Here is a 15,977-nt window from a genome sequence, read left to right as displayed (position 1 = left end):
ATCATGAGCGGTCCGAAAATTAGCATGAGGACCGGCTGGGCATATGCCAATGTCCGGTCCCACCGATTGAAGGGCAGTGGCTCTTCGTCCGCTCCCGCCCTGAGGATCGCCGCCTCGATCGCGCTGATGCGTTCTTGGCGGCGATGTCGCCAGCCATCCAGCCCGACGAGGCCGAACAGCAGGCCGAATAGTATCAGACCCAGACCTTTGAGAACTACCGCCCCTTCCACTTGCCCTCGCGCTTTTCGACGAAGGCGGCCATGCCTTCCTTCTTGTCCTCGCTCGCGGTGAGGATCTGGAAGATGCGGCGTTCGATCACCAGACCCTGGTCGAGGCTGGTCTCGAAGGCGGCGTTGACCATTTCCTTGTTCGCGATCGCGGCCATCGGAGGCATCGAGGCGATCTGAGTGGCGGTCTTCATCGCTTCGTCGAGCAGGCTGTCATGCGGCACGACGCGCGCGACGAGATTGCTGCGCTCGGCCTCCTCGGCGCCCATCATGCGGCCGGTGAGGCACATTTCCATCGCCTTCGACTTGCCGACGGCCTTGGTCAGGCGCTGGCTGCCGCCCATGCCGGGGGCGACGCCGAGCTTGATTTCGGGCTGGCCGAATTTGGCGTTCTCGCTGGCGATGATGAAGTCCGCCATCATCGCCAGCTCGCAGCCGCCGCCCAGCGCGAAGCCGTTGACCGCGGCGATCCACGGCTTGCGGGTCTTCTTGACGATCTCGCTGGTCCAGGGGCTGAAGAAGTCCTCGAGATAGAAGTCGGCCGCCGCCTTCTCGCTCATTTCCTTGATGTCGGCACCCGCGGCGAAGGCCTTGTCGCCCGACCCGGTCAGGACCGCGCACAGCTGGCCGGGGTCGGCCTGGTAGGCGGCGAAGGCCTCGATCAGTTCCTCGAGCACCTTGCTGTTGAGCGCATTCAATGCCTGCGGGCGGTTGAGCGTGATCAGCGTGACCGCATCACGGGTTTCGACGGTGATGGTTTCGAAGCTCATAGGGGTTTCCATTCCTCGTCTGCGGGAAGCGGGGCGAAGATGCTGTCGAGCAGTTCCTCGCTCACGCCCTCGGGCGTCGCCGGATCCCATTGGGGGTCGTTGGTCTTGTCGACGATCACCGCGCGCACGCCCTCGGCGAAATCGGGGCGGGTCAGCACGCGGCTCGCGATGCGGTATTCCATCGCCATGTTGTCGGCGAAGTCGTCGAGCTTGGCGCTCTCGGCCAGCTGGCGGAGTGCGACCTTGCAGGTCTGCGGGCTCTTGCTGCGCAAGGTGGCGAGCTCCTTGGCCGCCCATTCGCCGTCATCGGCATCCAGGCTGGCGAGGATGTCCTCGTAGCGATCGGAGGCGAAATGCTTCTTGATCAGCTCGGCATTGCCCTCGATCCGCGCCGGCGGCGGGGTAACCGAGAGCTCGGAGAGGATGCCCGCGACCCGCTCGGGATGCTCGATGATCCGCGCCTTGGCTTCGGCGAGCTTGTCGCTCGGCAGGTAATGGGTGGCGATGCCCGCCCACAGACATTCGGCGCCGTCGAGCCGCGCGCCGGTCAGCGCGAGAAACTGGCCGAGCCGGCCGCCGAGCCGGGCCAGGTGCCAGCCACCGCCGACATCGGGAAACAGGCCGATCCCCGTCTCGGGCATGGCGAAGCGCGTGTGCTCGGTGGCGACGCGGTATTTGCATGGAAGCGCGATGCCCACGCCGCCGCCCATGGTGATGCCGTCCATGAAGGCCACGATGGGCTTGGCGTAGGTCATCATCTGATGGTTGAGCTGATATTCGTCGTGGAAGAAGGCGCGGCCCGACGCGCCGCCATCGTTGAGCGCCGAGTGGCGCAGCAGGTTGATGTCGCCCCCGGCGCAGAAACCGCGGCCTTCGGCATGGTCGAGGACCACCGCCTTCACGGCATCATCCCCCGCCCAGTCGCTCAGCGCCGCGCTCATCGCGTGGCACATGTCGAGCGTCAGCGCGTGGAGCGCCTTGGGGCGATTGAGCGAGATATGACCCGCGCCGCCGTGGATATGGGTATGGACCTGGTCGGTCATGCTGCTTTCCTGTGTTCGATCAGATCCCAGCGATTGCCCCAGGGATCGGTGAAGACTGCGACCGTGCCATAGGGTTCGTCGCGCGGTCCATCGGTGAAATCCACACCCCATGCGATCATGCGGGCATGATCGGCGGCGAAATCCTCGCTGGCGAGAAACCAGCCGACGCGGCCGCCCGCCTGGTTGCCGATCGCGGAGCGCTGTTCGTCGTTCACGGCGCGCGCGAGCAGGAGCTTGCCGCCTTGCGCCCCGGCCATGACCACCCAGCGCTTGCCCCCGCCGAGATCGCTGTCTTCCTCCAGCGCGAAGCCCAGGGCATCGCGGAAGAAGGCGATCGCCTCGTCGTAATCGGGCACTACCAGCGCGGTCATCGCAAGGCTGGTCACTGGCGCAGCATCTCCCGGCCCACGATCATCCGCATGACCTGGTTGGTGCCTTCGAGGATCGAATGCACGCGCAGATCGCGCCAGAAGCGTTCGATCGGGTATTCCTTGAGATAGCCGTAGCCGCCGAACAGCTGCAGCGCGTCGTTGACCACTTTGCTGCCGTTGTCGGTGGCGAGGCGCTTGGCCATGGCGGAGAACTTGCTCTTGTCGGGCGCGTTGTCGGTGACCTTGGCCGCCGCGAGATAGAGCAGCGCACGCGCCGCCTCGAGATCGGTCGCCATGTCGGCGAGCATGAACTGCGTGTTCTGGAAATCGGCGATCGGCTGGCCGAACTGCTGGCGTTCCCTGGTGTACTTCACCGCCTCGTCGAGACAGCGCTGCGCCCCGCCCAATGAGCAGGCACCGATGTTGAGGCGGCCGCCGTCGAGACCCATCATGGCGAAGCGGAAGCCTTCGCCCTCGTCGCCGACGCGGTTCGCCACGGGCACGCGCGCGTCCTCGAAGATCACCTGCGCGGTCGGGCTGGCGTTCCAGCCGAGCTTCTTCTCGGGCTTGCCGAAGGAGACGCCGGGCGTGTCCTTGTCGATCACCAGGCAGGTGATGCCCTTGGTCTTGTGATCCGAGGTGCGGACCATGGTGACGTATACGTCGTTGAAGCCGCCGCCCGAGATGAACTGCTTGGTGCCGTTGAGCACGTAGTGGTCGCCTTCGAGCTGGGCGCTGGTCTTGAGGCCGGCCGCGTCCGACCCGCTGCCCGGTTCGGTCAGCGCGTAGCTGGCGATCTTCTCCATCGTCACGAGGTCGGGCAGGTACTTGTCCTTGACCTCCTGCCCGCCGAAGCGGTCGATCATCCACGCGGCCATGTTGTGGATCGAGATATAGGCGCTGGTCGCGGGGCAGCCATAGGCCATCGCCTCCATGATCAGCGCCGCCTCGAGCCGGCCGAGGCCGATACCGCCCGATTCCTCGCTGACGTAGATCGCCCCGAAACCCAGCTCGGCGCTCTGCTTGATCACGTCGCGCGGGAAGTGGCTCTTCTCGTCCCATTCCGCCGCGAAGGGCGTGATGGTGTCGGCGGTGAAGCGCTGCGCCATGTCCTGGATCTGCAGCTGCTCATCGGTGAGCTGGAATTGGCCTGCATTCGTAGTCATGGCGCGCGCTCTAGCGTCGCCGGTGACGCTAGGGAAGGGGTGAGGCGATCATTCGGGGAGAATCGCCTCTGCCTCGATCTCGACCTTCCATTCCTCGCGGCACAGCCAGGCGACCCCGGCCATGGTCGCGGCGGGCCGGGCCTCGCCGAAGAAGCGGGCGTGGACCGCACCGACGGCGCCCTGGTCTGCCGGGTCGGTCAGCAGCATGCGCGTGCGCACGACGTCTTGCGCGGTACCGCCGAGTTGCTCGATCGCGCGCAGGATCAGGATGAAGCAGCGCTCGGCCTGTGCGGCGGCGTCGCCGGGAGTGGAGGAGCCGTCATCCTCGACCGGGCCGGTCCCGGCGACGACGATGCGGTTGCCCGCGCGCACCGCGCGCGCGAAGCCGAACTGCGCCTCGTAGGGCGAACCGGTGAAGGCGTGTTCCGGCCTCATCCGCAGGTGATTTCGGTGATCGCCATGGCCTCGTCATAGCGCACGTTCACGCGATCGGTGCGGTAATCCATCGTCCACATGGCGCCGGGCGGGCCCCAGCGCAGGGTTCGCGCGCCACTGCCGGCGAGGATGGCCTCGCCGCGCTCCTCGCTCGCCTGTTCGCCGATGTGCTGCTGTACCGCGGTCGCATCGCACTGCTGGGGCAGGAGAGGCGGGTCCTCCCTGGTATCGCCTCCATCGCCCACGGTGGTGCAGGCGGCGAGCAGGGCGCTCGTACTCATGGCCAGGATCATTCTCATCGGCGGCCTCAGCTCTGGCATCGGGTATAGGTCAGCGTCTCACCGGGGGTCTCGCCGTCGAGATCGGTACGCAGAAGCTGGGTCCCGTTCGAGGTCACCGACCACTGCATCTCGCGCGTCCATTCCTGCCCCTCGCCGCTGAAAGCGAACTGCGCGTGGATCTGCTCCGGATCGCTCGCTTCGACCGTCTCGACCGTGCCGCGGGATTCGTAGAAGCGGATGGTGTCGCCCTCGACGGTGATCAGCCCCTTGGCATCGCCGCGGGTCGAGGTGCAGTCGGCCGGGACCAGTCCCCAGCGGCCCTGCAGCGCCTCGGGGATGGTCGAGTCGGAGGCATCCCCCAGCGGGGGGGCGCCATCGCCGATGCCGCCATCGGGTTCGACGGGCATCGGCGTCTCGGTCGCCGCGGGAGCCGCGGGTTCGTCGGGTTCGGCGGAGCAGGCCGAGAGGGCGAGCAGCGCGAGGGGGAGGGCGGAGCGGAGGCTGGGCATGGCTTTCATGGCTTTTCCAACGCACCGCCTACCCATTCTATCCCATCGTGGGGATGACGAAGGCGTTGGAACCGTCGCCGCCGCCGTCGGGCCAGCGCTGGGTGACCTTTTTCGCCTTGGTCCAGAAGCGCAGGCCTTCCATGCCGTACTGGTCGATGTCGCCGAAGCCGGAGCGCTTCCACCCGCCGAAGCTGTGGTAGCTCACCGGAACCGGGATCGGCACGTTGATCCCGACCATGCCGACGTTGACGCGGTGCGCGAATTCGCGCGCGGCATGGCCGTTGCGCGTGAAGATGGCGACGCCGTTGCCGTACTGGTGCTCGCTTGGCAGCTTGACTGCTTCCTCGAAATCCTTCGCGCGGACGATCTGGAGCACAGGGCCGAAGATCTCTTCCTGGTAGCTCTCCATGTCGGTGGTCACCCGGTCGAGCAGCGTCGGGCCGACGAAGAAGCCCTTCTCATGGCCCTGCAGCGTGAAGCCGCGTCCGTCGATGACGACTTCGGCGCCTTCCTTCTCGGCGGTGTCGATCCAGCCTTCGACGCGCGCCTTGTGCTCGGGGGTGACGACGGGGCCGTAATGCGCGTCGGGATCGTTCGAAACGCCGACACGCAGCGCATTGATCGCCGGGATCAGCTTTTCGCGCAGGCGATCGGCCGTGTCCTCGCCCACCGGCACCACCACGGGCAGGGCCATGCAGCGCTCGCCCGCCGAGCCGAAGGCCGCGCCGGCGAGATCGCCCACCACCTGGTCGAGATCGGCGTCGGGCATGACGATGCCGTGGTTCTTGGCACCGCCGAAGGCCTGGACGCGCTTCGCGTTGGCGGTACCGCGCGAATAGATATACTGCGCGATGTCCGACGAGCCGACGAAGCTGATCGCCGGGATATCGGGATGGTCGAGGATCGCGTCGACCATTTCCTTGTCGCCGTGGACGACCTGCAGCAGGCCCTCGGGCGCGCCCGCCTCGAGGAACAGCTCGGCGAGGCGCACCGGCACGCTGGGGTCGCGTTCGGAGGGCTTGAGGATGAAGGCGTTGCCCGCCGCGATCGCCATGCCGAACATCCACATCGGGATCATCGCCGGGAAGTTGAACGGGGTGATGCCCGCGCCGATGCCGAGCGGCTGGCGCATCGAGTAGACATCGATGCCCGGGCCCGCGCCTTGCGTGTACTCGCCCTTCAGCGCCTGCGGGATGCCGCAGGCGAATTCGATCACTTCGAGCCCGCGCTGAACGTCGCCATGCGCATCGTCGACCACCTTGCCGTGCTCGCTCGAGAGCAGCTCGGCGAGCTCCTGCTTGTTCTTTTCGACCAGCTCCTTGAACGCGAACATCACCCGCGCGCGGCGCTGCGGATTGGTCGCCGCCCATTCGGGCTGGACCTTCTTCGCGGCATCGACTGCCGTCTGCAGGAGCGCGGCATCGCCGAGCGCGACCTCGGCCTGCACCTCGCCAGTCGAGGGGTTCCAGATCTTGTGGGTGCGGGTACCGGAACCAGAAGCTCCAGCGGCAATGAAATGGTCAACCTGACGCATGGGGGAAATCCTCTCTTTTCTTGGCAACGGCCCATACGCACGAGAGGTCCGAAATCAACCGCAAAGAATGGTGATAGGCGTCGAAACGGCCCCGCTCTCCCGCGTCAATGGTCGGGTAGTCGCTGCTCGGCGAAGCCCCACCCCTGCAGCGATTTCGAGCCGGCGCGGTCGAGCAGGGTCTTCGCCTGATCGATCGAGAAGGGGTGCGCGTGCTCCATCTCTTTCAGCTCGTTCCAGGCGAGCGGCACGGCCACCGGCGCGCCCGAGCGTGCGCGGGCGGAATAGGGCAGCACCGCGGTCGAGCCGCGCTGGTTGCGCAGCCAGTCGATGAAGATCTTTCCCTTGCGCTTGGCCTTGCTCATCGTGGCGGTGAAGCGGTCGGGTTCGGCGAGGCTCAGCGCCTCGGCGAAGCGGCGCGCGAAATCCTTGTGCGCCTCCCACGAATGCCCGCGCTCGAGCGGAACGACGACATGCACGCCCTTGCCGCCCGAGAGCATGGCGAAGCTGACGAGGCCGAGGTCCGAGAGGCGTCCGCGGATGTCGCGCGCCGCCTGCTTGACCTCGGTGAAGCCGAGCCCCTCGTCGGGGTCGAGGTCGAACACCATCCGGTCGGGCAGTTCGACATCGTCGCTGCGCGAGCCCCAGCCGTGGAATTCGATCGTGCCCATCTGGACGCATTGGAGGATGCCGCGCGCATCCTCGATATAGATATAGTCCTCGCTCCCGCCATCCTTCTCGCGGATCGGCACGTGGCGGACGGCATCGCCCAGGCTGCCGCTATCGTGTTTCTGGAAGAAGCATTTCTTCGCGCGTCCCTGTGGGCAACGGACCAGGCTGATCGGGCGCCGCGCGGCATGGGCCAGCATGATCGGCGCGACGGCGGCGTAGTAATCGGCCAGTTCGCCCTTGGTCTGGCCACTGTCGGGAAAGACCACGCGGTCGCGGCTCGATATCGTGACTTCCTCTTCGATTTCCGGGGCCTTGGTGGGAGTTTCGGGTCTCACTGCCTGCGCTTTCTTGTCACCGCGCAGGCCGAGATAGCTCGCATGGCGGACATTCCCCTCGGCGGTGAACTCGGCGAAGGCGATCTCGGCGACCAGTTTCGGAGTCAGCCAGGTGACGCCGCGCGCGCTCGCCTTGTCGGTCTCGACCGGCGGCGTCTTGCGTTCGAGCCGCTTCATCTTCGCGGCGAGATCGTCCATCTCGTCGGCGGTGAAGCCGGTCCCGACATTGCCCTTGTAGACCAGTTCCTCCTTGCCCTTTGGGCCCTCGTGCTGGGCGAGCAGCAGCGATGCAAACGGACGGCCCTTGGCGGCACTCTTCTTCCACCCGACCACGACGAATTCCTGCCGCCGCGTGCATTTCACCTTCACCCAGGCCCGACTGCGGGCGTGGCGATAGGGGGCGTCGATCTTCTTGGCGATGATGCCTTCCTGCCCCGCCTTGCACATCGTCGCGTAAAGCTGCTCCCCCGCGCCGAGGACATGGTCGGCGAGATGGATCGGCGGCTCGGCCCCGGATAGCAGCGCCTCGAGCCGCTCCTTGCGCTCGATATTGGGCAGCGGCGCCAGATCCTCGCCATCGAGTTCGAGCAGATCGAAGGCATGGAAGGCCAACCGGTCGGATGCTGTCTGGCTGCCCTGCCCGCGTTTCAGCACCTGCTGCAGTGTCGAGAAATCGGGGTTGCCCTTGGCATCGGTGGCGACGATTTCGCCATCGACCAGGCAGGCCGGCAGGTCGAGTGCGGCGACGGCCTCGACCAGCGGGCCGAACTTGTCGGTCCAGTCCTTGCCGCTGCGCGTATAGACGCGCACTTGCTCCCCTTTGATGGCAAGCATGGCGCGATAGCCGTCGAACTTGATCTCGTGCATCCAGCCGTTTCCGGCGGGCACCTCGTCGACCAGCGTCGCCAGCTGCGGCTTGCGGAACTTGGGCAGCGGGGCGGCCTTCCGGCGCCTGGGCTTCGCCTTTTTGGCATTATGGGAGGACGCCTTGCGCATCTGCGCCATGAAGGCCTCGTCCTTCTTGCCCGCCAGCGGATATTCGCCCTGCTTGTCGGCCGCGATCTCGGCCATCGAGCGCCCGGTGAGTACGCTCGTCAACTCGCGCTCGACCAGCGCGTCGCCCGTCTGCGCGTGATCGTCCTGCAATTTGCGCAGCAGCCAGTTCTCGCGCTTCTCCCCTGGCTTCTTCTTCAGCCGTATGAGCAGCCATTCGCCCTTCATCCGCTCGCCGTCGAGCGTGAAATGGAGGTGGCCCTTTTCCAGGTCCTTTGCGCTCTTGCCTTCGATCGGGGCCCAGCTGCCGCGATCCCACAGCATCACCGTGCCGCCGCCATATTCGCCCTTGGGGATGGTGCCTTCGAAGGTGCCATAGGACAGCGGGTGGTCTTCGGTCCGTACGGCGAGGCGCTTGATGTCGGGATCGGGCGAGGGGCCCTTGGTCACCGCCCAGCTCTTGAGCACGCCGTCGACTTCCAGCCGCAAGTCCCAGTGAAGGCGTGTGGCATCGTGCTTCTGGACGATGAACAGGTTGCCGCTTTGGCTCGCCCGTGCCTCGCCCGAGGGTTCGGGCGTCTTCCCGAAATCGCGCTTGGCGTTGTATTCGGCAAGGAGGTTAGCGCTCGCCATTGCTCTCCGCCTCCGCCTCCGCCTCCGGGAACCAGCGCTTCTCGACGAAGCCGAGCAGCGTAAGCATGACGACCGATATCACCGCGGCGATCCCGACCAATGGCCACAGCGCGGCGCCGCAGGCGATGCCGACGACCGCTGTCAGCCACAGATGCGCCGCAGTCGTGAGGTTCTTCACCTCGCCCTTGCTGAACACGATCAAGCCGGCGCCAATGATTCCGACGAATGCGCCGGTCGCCTCGAAGATGCGCAACGGGTCCATTCGCGTGCCGTTCAACTGGTAGGAGAGCGCAATGATCGCGACGGTCATCGCGGCGCTGGCGAAGCAGATCAGGCCATGTGTCCGCAGGCCGGCGGCATGCCCCTGCCATTCACGGTCGAGGCCGAGCAACAGACCGAGTGCGGCTGCCACGCCAAGCCGGGTGAGCATGTCGAGGTCGAGCCAGTGTATAAGGATGGGGTCGTTGAGTTCCATCCGTTCAAGCGCTCTTCTTGCGCTTCGGCGCCGACTTCGCGGGAGGCGACGTGTCCCCGACCGATTTCTTCAATGCCGCCATCAGGTCGATGACGTTCCCTCCGCCGCTCTCGGGTTCGTCGACATCCTCGATGACGGCCCGCTTGCCCTTCGACTTGGCCTTCTTGTCGATCAGCTTCTTAAGCGCGGCGCCGTAGCGATCCTCGAACTCGCCCGCATCGAAGGGCGCGCTCTTGTCCTCGATCAGCGTCTGGGCGAGATCGAGCAGCGCCTTCTTCGGCTTGGCATCGTCGATATCGTTGAAGAAGGCCTGCCCCTGCCGCACCTCGTCGGCATAGCGCAGCGTCTCGAGGAGCAGGCCCTTGCCGCAAGGCTTGATCGCGACCAGCTTCTCGCTTCCGCGCACCGAGAGCTGGCCGAGCGCCACCTTCTTCGCCTTGCGCAGCGCCTCGCGCAGCACGACAAAGGCTTCCTCGGCCAGTTCGTCCTGCGGCGCTACGTAATAGGGTTTCTCGAAATAGAGCGGGTCGATCTCGCAGGCATCGACGAACTGGACCAGCTCGAGCGTCTTCTTGCTCTCGATCCTGACCGCCTCGATTTCCTCATCGTCGAGGAGGACGTAATTGCCCTTCGAAATCTCGTAGCCCTTGATGATCTCGTCGCGGTCGACCGGGCCGATCCCCGGCACGACCTTCTCGTAGGAAATCCGCTTCCCGCTCGGTTCGTGGATCTGGTTGAAGCGGATCTTGGCCCCCGATTTGGTGGCCGAATAGATTTCTACCGGGATCGAGACCAGCGCCAGCCTGATCTGTCCCTGCCAGTAAGCGCGTGCTGCCATGAACCTTCCCTTCGTCCGAGAAAGCGTTTCTGCGGCTCAAGCGTTCCTGCGGCGCGGTCGGGTGAGGAGGGGGGCAAGCGACGCGCCATATTGACCGGACGCGCAAGGTCGGGCAAGCGCGCCTGCGCTCCGCGGGTGTAGCTCAATGGTAGAGCAGCAGCTTCCCAAGCTGACGACGAGGGTTCGATTCCCTTCACCCGCTCCAGCGCCGTTCCCGGCCGCTCCGGATCAGCCCGCGGCGAAGGTGCCGGTATCGAAGAAGTGGGCGATCTTCCGGCGCTCGCGGGCGATGTCGAAACCCTTGGCGACCAGCCAGCCATCGTCGAAGATCGTGTCGGCATAGCGCGCGCCGTCGTCGCACAGGATCGAGACGATCGAGCCCTTGAGGCCGCGCTCGGCCATATCAGCGGCGATCATGGCGCAAGCCCAGACATTGGTCCCGGTCGACCCACCGCAGCGCCGCCCGAGCCGCTCGCTCACCTCATGCGCCGCGGCGATCGAACAGGCGTCGGGAATTGCCTCCATCCGGTCGACCACATCGGGCAGGAAGCTCGGCTCGACCCGCTGGCGGCCGATCCCCTCGATGCAGCCCGCGGGGTGATCGACCCGCTCGACCGAGCGATCGGCCCAATGGCGGTGGAAGACCGAGCCTTCGGGGTCGGCCACGCAGACGCGCGTATCGAATCGATTGTAGCGCGCGAAGCGGCCGATTGTGGCCGAGGTGCCGCCCGTTCCCGCCCCGCAAACGATCCAGTGAGGCACCGGATGGGGCTCGCGCGCCATCTGCGCGAAGATCGATTCGGCGATGTTGTTGTTGGCGCGCCAGTCGGTCGCGCGTTCGGCATAGGTGAACTGGTCGATGTAATGCCCGTCGAGATCGTCGGCGAGCGATTGCGCCGCCTCGTACACCTCGGCCGGGCTGTCGACGAAATGGCACTCGCCGCCGTAGAAGGCGATTGCGTCGATCTTCGCCTGCGCAGTCGACTTGGGCACGACCGCGATGAAACGCAGGCCGAGCATGCGGGCGAAATAGGCCTCCGACACGGCGGTCGAGCCGCTCGAGGCCTCGACCACCGGGGTGCCTTCGCAAATCCAGCCGTTGCACAGGCCGTAGAGGAACAGCGAGCGCGCCAGCCGGTGCTTGAGGCTGCCCGTCGGGTGACTCGATTCGTCCTTCAGGTAGATCGCGATGTCGGGCAGAGCGGGAACGGGCAGCGGCAACAAATGCGTGTCGGCTGACCGGTTGAAGTCCGCCTCGATCCGCCCGATCGCCCAACTCACCCATTCGCGTTTCGTCGTCATGCGGACCTTCTATCGCGCTGAGGGGTGAGGGGAAGACCCCAGGCGGAGCTATTCTCCGCTGCGGTTACTTCGGCGGCATCCGGATCGCGCCGTCGAGCCGGAACTGGTGGCCGTTGATATAGCTGTTCCGCGCGATCTCGAGGATCAGCGAAGCGAATTCCTCGGGATGGCCGAGCCGCTTGGGGAAGGGGACCGAGGCGTTGAGCTGGTCCCACATCTGCGGGTTGCGGTCCTTCATGCCGAGCATGAGCGGCGTGGCGAAAATCCCCGGCATCACCGAGTTCACGCGGATGCCGATGTCCATCAGGTCGCGCGCCATGGGCAGGACGAGACCGTTCACCCCCGCCTTGCAGCTGCCGTAGATGACCTGGCCGATCTGCCCGTCCTGCGCCGCGACGCTGGCGGTGAGCGTGATCGAGCCGCGCTCGCCGTCCTCGTTGAGCGGCTCGGAATTGGCCATGCCCAGCGCCGAGTGGCTGGCGATGCGGTAGGAGGCGACGAGGATGCCCTCCGCCCCGAAGGCATAGTCCTCGGTCGCCAGTCGCTTGTAGCGGTGGTTCTCCTTGTCCCAGCCGAGCGTCTTCCCGCGGCGGCTGGTCATCGCGCAATGCACCGTGACGCGTTCCTGGCCATGTGCCGCGCGCGCCGCCTCGAAACCGTCGACGACCGATTGCTCGTCGGTGATGTCGACACGCGCGAAAGTCCCGCCGATCGCTTTGGCATGCGCTTCGCCCGCTTCCTCGTTGACGTCGAAGATGGTGACCTTGAGCCCGGCATCCGCCAGCGCCTGAGCGCTCGCCTTGCCCAGGCCCGATGCCCCGCCGGTGACGACCGCCGCCATGCCCTGTTCAAGCTTCATTCCCGCTTCCCCCTGTGCGTTTTCCTTGCGCCCCTGCTATCGCAGGCTGCAGGGTCGAGACAATAGATAGGAAGGGGAAAGGGAATAGCGTGACTTCACTGTTGTTTGCCATGGTCGCCACTTTCCTTACCGCACTCGGCGCGCGCGACCAGCTGCTGGTGGCGCGCCTCGCAGACCGGCTTGGGGCATCGGGCGGCTTGCTGGTCGTGGGGCTTGCAAGCTCGGCACTTTCGGCCTTGGCCGCCGCGTGGGTCGGCGCATGGCTGGCGCGTACTATGTCGGAAAGCGCCGCGACCATGTTCGTCGCCATCGCCCTGTTGCTGGCGGCGTTCGAATGCGCCTGGCCCAACCGTGAAAAGACCCCGCAGGAGCCGACCCGTTCGCTCGGCGCGATCGCGATCGTCCTCTTTACCAGGCAACTGACCGATGCCTCGCGCTTCCTCGTGGCCTCCTTCGCCGTGGTCTTCGCCGGCTGGCCGCTGGCGGGGTTGGGAGGCGCCATCGGTGGCGGCGCTGCGCTGGCCTTTGGCTGGACCATGGCGGGCACGCTCGAACAGAAGTTGCCGTTGCGCGGCCTGCGGCTGGCGATGGCGGTGATCCTGTTCCTTCTCGCGACGATCACCGGCCTCAGCGCACGCGGCATCATCGGCTAGGTCGATCACAGCAACTTCTTATAATCGGGAAACCGACATTCGTTTCCACCGTTGGGTTGGTGAATCCAAGTTTGACGAAAGGGGAATTCCATGGCCGAAGTCGGCGATAATTCGAAAGCAGCTCTCATCGAGGCGCTCAACGGCGCGCTGGCAGATACGATGGCGCTCTATTTCAAGACCAAGAACTTCCATTGGCATGTCGCGGGGCCGCGATTCCGCGATCTCCACCTGCTGTTCGACGAGCAGGCGGCCCAGCTGATCGGCACGGTCGACGCAATCGGCGAACGCGTGCGCAAGAACGACGAATACACGCTCACCTCGATCGGCAGCGTCGGCAAGCAGGCCCGGATCAAGGATCAGGACGACGTCACGATCACCGCCGATGCGATGGTCGCCGAACTTCGCGACGACAATCGGAAGCTGCACGAGCGGCTGGGTGAAGTGAAGGATGCCGCGGATGAGATCGGCGACAACGCGACCAGTGGCGTCGTCGACGACTGGATAGACCTGTGCGAGGAGCGCATCTGGTTCCTCAACCAGACCAGCAAATGAGCGCATAGCTATGCGTATCAGCGCTCGGGCCGCCTTTCCTGTTGGGGAAGGGCGGCCCTGGTGTATCAAGGGCCCATGGAACACGTCACGATAATCGAGAAATGCAGCGACGCCGCGATTGCCGATTGGCTTGCGGCGCGGCTCAGCGAGCAGATGGGCACGCACGAGGGGCCGGTCACCATCACCGTACCCGGCGGATCGACTCCGTTTCCGATCATCGAGGCGCTGCTCGATCACGACATCGACTGGACGCGGCTGGTCGTATGGCCGGGGGACGACCGCGTGGTGCCCGAGGATCATCCCGCGTCGAATACAGGCAAGCTGCGCGACCTGTTCGAGCCGGTGGGGGCTGAGGTCGTCACGCTCACCGAAATGGAGGCGGTTCCGCATTTCGCGCTCGCCTGGCTGGGTATGGGGGCGGATGGCCACATCGCCTCGCTGTTTCCCAACACCGACCCGCGGCCCGACGAGCCGCGCAGCATCCTCCGCCTGACGCCCGACCCGCTGCCGCCCGAGGCGCCCTTCGACCGCATCAGCCTGACGCTCCCGGCGCTGCTGTCGAGCGATGCGCTGGTCTTCGTGATCCGCGGGGCTGACAAGCGCGCGGTGTTCGATCAAGCGGTTGCGGGTAAGCACGATCTTCCGGTTGCGCGGCTGCTCGCGGCAGCTACACAGCCGGTTACATGCTTCGCCTGATCCCCAAGCCGCTGCACCAGCTGGCGCTCAAGATCGCCCATCGACTGCGCCATCACTGGCGGCGCCTGAGCGGCAGCACGAATGACGGGGTCAGTGTGATCGGCCGCGATTTCGACGGCCAAATTCTCCTCGTCCGGCACAGCTACGGCCCGCAGGGATGGTATCTCCCCGGCGGCGGCATCGGTCGCCGTGAGAGCGCCGAAAACGCCGCCCGCCGCGAGCTGCTCGAGGAAACCGCCTGCGAGATCGAAGGGATGACGCTGGTCGGGGTGATCGAGGAAGAACTGTCGGGAGCACCGCACCGGGCGCATGTCTTCGACGGCACGGTCAATTGCATGCCGCAGGCCGACGGCCGCGAAATCGTCGAGGCTCGCTTCTTCCCGACGCATTCGCTGCCCGAGCCGCTCAGCCCGAGGACGAGGGCGCGTCTCGATCTGTGGCGCGCGCGCAAGTTCTAGAGCAGCGACAGCTGCGCATCGGGACGCAGCTCCTCGCTTTCATCGGCTTCGAGCTTCGACAGCGTCAGCCCCATCAGCCGGATCGGCATCGGCAGGGGGAGCACTTCCTCGAGCAGCGCCCTGCCGACGGCGGCGAATTCCTGCTTGTCGGCGATCGGCCGGTCGACCGTCCTGGCGCGGCTGAAGATCTGGAAGTCGGTGTATTTCATTTTCAGCGTGACCGTGCGTCCCCGGGCCTCGGCACGCTCGATATAACCCCAGACGATGTCGATGATGTCTTCCATCGTCTCGCGCAGCTCGCTGCCCGAGGAGAGGTCCCGGCTGAAGGTGCGCTCGCCCCCCACCGATTTGCGAATGCGGCTGGAGCGAACAGGCCTCAGATCGATCCCGCGCGCGGCACGGTAGAGATAATCGGCGAAACTGCCGAAATGCGCGCGCAGCCACGCGATATCCTTGGCCGCGAGGTCGCCGCCGGTCTCGATGCCCAGCCGCGCCATCTTCTCCGCACCCTTGGGGCCAACGCCGTGGAAGCGGCGGATCGGTAGCTTGGCGACGAATTGGGCGCCTTGGCCAGGGCGGATGACGCACATTCCGTCCGGCTTGTTCTGGTCGCTGGCAATTTTGGCAAGGAACTTGTTGTAGGAGACCCCGGCGCTCGCGGTCAGTTTCGTTTTGGCCCGGATTTCCTGCCGGATCAGCTCGGCGATACGCGTCGCGCTGCCAATGCCGAGCTTGTCCTCGGTCACGTCGAGATAGGCTTCGTCGAGACTGAGCGGTTCGACCAGTTCCGTGTGGTGGTGGAAGATCGCGCGAATCTGCCGGCTCGCTTCCTTGTAGGCATCGAAGCGATGGCGCACGAAGATGAGGTCTGGGCATAACCGCTTGGCGGTGACCGAGGGCATGGCGCTGCGCACGCCGAACTTGCGCGCTTCGTAGCTCGCCGCCGCCACCACGCCCCGGCCGCCCGAGCCGCCGACCGCAACCGGCTTGCCGCGCAGCTCGGGATTGTCGCGCTGTTCGACGCTGGCGAAGAAGGCATCCATGTCGACATGGATGATCTTGCGCAGGCCGTCGGCCTCGCCACCGTCATCCGTGTCTTTCGCGTCACTCATTGCAGCTCACGATAGTCGGACGGGTTGCAAAGCGGAACCTTGTCCGTCACCTGCCATTTTGTGCAG

Annotated in this window: 18 protein-coding genes and 1 tRNA gene; 5 read left to right on the top strand and 14 right to left on the bottom strand. The window is 65.8% G+C overall.

The genetic code is table 11. The features are described from left to right. Positions 1-214: 214 nt before the first annotated feature. The 11 genes from ACN4E0_RS02280 to ACN4E0_RS02230 all read right to left on the bottom strand — a co-directional run bounded on the left by ACN4E0_RS02280 (position 215) and on the right by ACN4E0_RS02230 (position 10,279). Entirely contained in the window at positions 215-997 is a 783-nt protein-coding gene (locus ACN4E0_RS02280) for an enoyl-CoA hydratase-related protein (RefSeq protein WP_419565112.1), read from the bottom strand. Then, positions 994-2,040 (bottom strand): enoyl-CoA hydratase/isomerase family protein, encoded by a 1,047-nt coding sequence (locus ACN4E0_RS02275; protein WP_419565110.1) that lies wholly within the window; start codon positions 2,038-2,040, stop codon positions 994-996. The genes ACN4E0_RS02280 and ACN4E0_RS02275 overlap by 4 nt, the downstream gene beginning before the upstream one ends. After that, positions 2,037-2,411, bottom strand: coding sequence for a VOC family protein (locus tag ACN4E0_RS02270; RefSeq protein ID WP_419565145.1), 375 nt, complete (start codon positions 2,409-2,411; stop codon positions 2,037-2,039). The genes ACN4E0_RS02275 and ACN4E0_RS02270 overlap by 4 nt, the downstream gene beginning before the upstream one ends. 11 nt (positions 2,412-2,422) lie before the next feature. Continuing rightward, positions 2,423-3,577: an acyl-CoA dehydrogenase family protein gene (locus tag ACN4E0_RS02265; protein WP_419565108.1), complete on the bottom strand. Its 1,155-nt coding sequence runs from the start codon at positions 3,575-3,577 to the stop codon at positions 2,423-2,425. 48 nt (positions 3,578-3,625) lie between these two features. Beyond that, positions 3,626-4,012: a RidA family protein gene (locus ACN4E0_RS02260; protein ID WP_419565105.1), complete on the bottom strand. Its 387-nt coding sequence runs from the start codon at positions 4,010-4,012 to the stop codon at positions 3,626-3,628. Next, positions 4,009-4,293: an I78 family peptidase inhibitor gene (locus ACN4E0_RS02255; protein ID WP_419565103.1), complete on the bottom strand. Its 285-nt coding sequence runs from the start codon at positions 4,291-4,293 to the stop codon at positions 4,009-4,011. The genes ACN4E0_RS02260 and ACN4E0_RS02255 overlap by 4 nt, the downstream gene beginning before the upstream one ends. Before the next feature lie 26 nt (positions 4,294-4,319). After that, positions 4,320-4,811: a hypothetical protein gene (locus tag ACN4E0_RS02250; RefSeq protein ID WP_419565100.1), complete on the bottom strand. Its 492-nt coding sequence runs from the start codon at positions 4,809-4,811 to the stop codon at positions 4,320-4,322. A 28-nt stretch (positions 4,812-4,839) separates the two neighbouring features. Then, positions 4,840-6,336 (bottom strand): CoA-acylating methylmalonate-semialdehyde dehydrogenase, encoded by a 1,497-nt coding sequence (locus ACN4E0_RS02245; RefSeq protein ID WP_419565098.1) that lies wholly within the window; start codon positions 6,334-6,336, stop codon positions 4,840-4,842. A gap of 104 nt (positions 6,337-6,440) precedes the next feature. After that, positions 6,441-8,966 carry a DNA ligase D gene (gene ligD / locus ACN4E0_RS02240; protein ID WP_419565096.1) on the bottom strand — a complete coding sequence of 842 codons (2,526 nt, stop codon included), beginning with the start codon at positions 8,964-8,966 and terminating at the stop codon, positions 6,441-6,443. Then, positions 8,953-9,441, bottom strand: coding sequence for an MgtC/SapB family protein (locus tag ACN4E0_RS02235; RefSeq protein WP_419565094.1), 489 nt, complete (start codon positions 9,439-9,441; stop codon positions 8,953-8,955). Before ACN4E0_RS02235 ends, ligD begins: the two co-directional genes overlap by 14 nt. Positions 9,442-9,445: 4 nt before the next feature. Further along, on the bottom strand, positions 9,446-10,279 hold the full coding sequence (locus ACN4E0_RS02230) for a Ku protein (protein ID WP_419565091.1): 834 nt from the start codon (positions 10,277-10,279) through the stop codon (positions 9,446-9,448). 131 nt (positions 10,280-10,410) lie between these two features. Between ACN4E0_RS02230 and ACN4E0_RS02225 the strand changes: the two genes are divergently transcribed. Continuing rightward, positions 10,411-10,484: transfer RNA gene (locus ACN4E0_RS02225), tRNA-Gly, on the top strand. A 23-nt stretch (positions 10,485-10,507) separates the two neighbouring features. On the opposite strand, the gene ACN4E0_RS02220 is transcribed toward ACN4E0_RS02225, so the two are convergent. Both ACN4E0_RS02220 and ACN4E0_RS02215 read right to left on the bottom strand, forming a co-directional pair. Next, positions 10,508-11,581: a PLP-dependent cysteine synthase family protein gene (locus ACN4E0_RS02220; RefSeq protein WP_419565089.1), complete on the bottom strand. Its 1,074-nt coding sequence runs from the start codon at positions 11,579-11,581 to the stop codon at positions 10,508-10,510. A 64-nt stretch (positions 11,582-11,645) separates the two neighbouring features. Then, positions 11,646-12,440, bottom strand: coding sequence for an SDR family oxidoreductase (locus ACN4E0_RS02215; RefSeq protein ID WP_419565087.1), 795 nt, complete (start codon positions 12,438-12,440; stop codon positions 11,646-11,648). A gap of 89 nt (positions 12,441-12,529) precedes the next feature. On the opposite strand from ACN4E0_RS02215, the gene ACN4E0_RS02210 reads away from it, so the two are divergent. From ACN4E0_RS02210 to ACN4E0_RS02195, 4 genes are all read left to right on the top strand, one after another. After that, a complete protein-coding gene (locus tag ACN4E0_RS02210; RefSeq protein ID WP_419565085.1) occupies positions 12,530-13,093 on the top strand; it encodes a hypothetical protein in 564 nt (187 codons plus the stop codon). A gap of 90 nt (positions 13,094-13,183) precedes the next feature. Further along, the gene (locus ACN4E0_RS02205) at positions 13,184-13,645 is read left to right on the top strand and encodes a Dps family protein (RefSeq protein WP_419565083.1); all 462 of its coding nucleotides are present in this window, start codon (positions 13,184-13,186) and stop codon (positions 13,643-13,645) included. A 75-nt stretch (positions 13,646-13,720) separates the two neighbouring features. Beyond that, on the top strand, positions 13,721-14,341 hold the full coding sequence (locus ACN4E0_RS02200) for a 6-phosphogluconolactonase (protein WP_419565081.1): 621 nt from the start codon (positions 13,721-13,723) through the stop codon (positions 14,339-14,341). Then, positions 14,329-14,799, top strand: a complete 471-nt coding sequence (locus tag ACN4E0_RS02195) for an NUDIX domain-containing protein (protein WP_419565079.1) — start codon at positions 14,329-14,331, stop codon at positions 14,797-14,799. The genes ACN4E0_RS02200 and ACN4E0_RS02195 overlap by 13 nt, the downstream gene beginning before the upstream one ends. On the opposite strand, the gene dinB is transcribed toward ACN4E0_RS02195, so the two are convergent. Beyond that, positions 14,796-15,911 (bottom strand): DNA polymerase IV, encoded by a 1,116-nt coding sequence (gene dinB / locus ACN4E0_RS02190; protein WP_419565077.1) that lies wholly within the window; start codon positions 15,909-15,911, stop codon positions 14,796-14,798. The genes ACN4E0_RS02195 and dinB overlap by 4 nt on opposite strands. Positions 15,912-15,977: the final 66 nt, after the last annotated feature.

It is taken from the genome of Qipengyuania sp., from assembly GCF_048550555.1.
Taxonomy (GTDB): Bacteria; Pseudomonadota; Alphaproteobacteria; order Sphingomonadales; family Sphingomonadaceae; genus Qipengyuania.
Note: the sequence above shows the minus strand (reverse complement) of the source record. Positions and strands in the feature narration are given on the sequence as shown.

Excerpts from the sequence above, each read along its gene's own strand:
- ACN4E0_RS02280 (WP_419565112.1), bottom strand. The coding sequence starts at position 997 with ATGAGCTTCGAAACCATCACCGTCGAAACCCGTGATGCGGTCACGCTG.
- ACN4E0_RS02275 (WP_419565110.1), bottom strand. The coding sequence starts at position 2,040 with ATGACCGACCAGGTCCATACCCATATCCACGGCGGCGCGGGTCATATC.
- ACN4E0_RS02270 (WP_419565145.1), bottom strand. The coding sequence starts at position 2,411 with ATGACCGCGCTGGTAGTGCCCGATTACGACGAGGCGATCGCCTTCTTC.
- ACN4E0_RS02265 (WP_419565108.1), bottom strand. The coding sequence starts at position 3,577 with ATGACTACGAATGCAGGCCAATTCCAGCTCACCGATGAGCAGCTGCAG.
- ACN4E0_RS02260 (WP_419565105.1), bottom strand. The coding sequence starts at position 4,012 with ATGAGGCCGGAACACGCCTTCACCGGTTCGCCCTACGAGGCGCAGTTC.
- ACN4E0_RS02255 (WP_419565103.1), bottom strand. The coding sequence starts at position 4,293 with ATGAGTACGAGCGCCCTGCTCGCCGCCTGCACCACCGTGGGCGATGGA.
- ACN4E0_RS02250 (WP_419565100.1), bottom strand. The coding sequence starts at position 4,811 with ATGAAAGCCATGCCCAGCCTCCGCTCCGCCCTCCCCCTCGCGCTGCTC.
- ACN4E0_RS02245 (WP_419565098.1), bottom strand. The coding sequence starts at position 6,336 with ATGCGTCAGGTTGACCATTTCATTGCCGCTGGAGCTTCTGGTTCCGGT.
- ligD (WP_419565096.1), bottom strand. The coding sequence starts at position 8,966 with ATGGCGAGCGCTAACCTCCTTGCCGAATACAACGCCAAGCGCGATTTC.
- ACN4E0_RS02235 (WP_419565094.1), bottom strand. The coding sequence starts at position 9,441 with ATGGAACTCAACGACCCCATCCTTATACACTGGCTCGACCTCGACATG.
- ACN4E0_RS02230 (WP_419565091.1), bottom strand. The coding sequence starts at position 10,279 with ATGGCAGCACGCGCTTACTGGCAGGGACAGATCAGGCTGGCGCTGGTC.
- ACN4E0_RS02220 (WP_419565089.1), bottom strand. The coding sequence starts at position 11,581 with ATGACGACGAAACGCGAATGGGTGAGTTGGGCGATCGGGCGGATCGAG.
- ACN4E0_RS02215 (WP_419565087.1), bottom strand. The coding sequence starts at position 12,440 with ATGAAGCTTGAACAGGGCATGGCGGCGGTCGTCACCGGCGGGGCATCG.
- ACN4E0_RS02205 (WP_419565083.1), top strand. The coding sequence starts at position 13,184 with ATGGCCGAAGTCGGCGATAATTCGAAAGCAGCTCTCATCGAGGCGCTC.
- ACN4E0_RS02200 (WP_419565081.1), top strand. The coding sequence starts at position 13,721 with ATGGAACACGTCACGATAATCGAGAAATGCAGCGACGCCGCGATTGCC.
- ACN4E0_RS02195 (WP_419565079.1), top strand. The coding sequence starts at position 14,329 with ATGCTTCGCCTGATCCCCAAGCCGCTGCACCAGCTGGCGCTCAAGATC.
- dinB (WP_419565077.1), bottom strand. The coding sequence starts at position 15,911 with ATGAGTGACGCGAAAGACACGGATGACGGTGGCGAGGCCGACGGCCTG.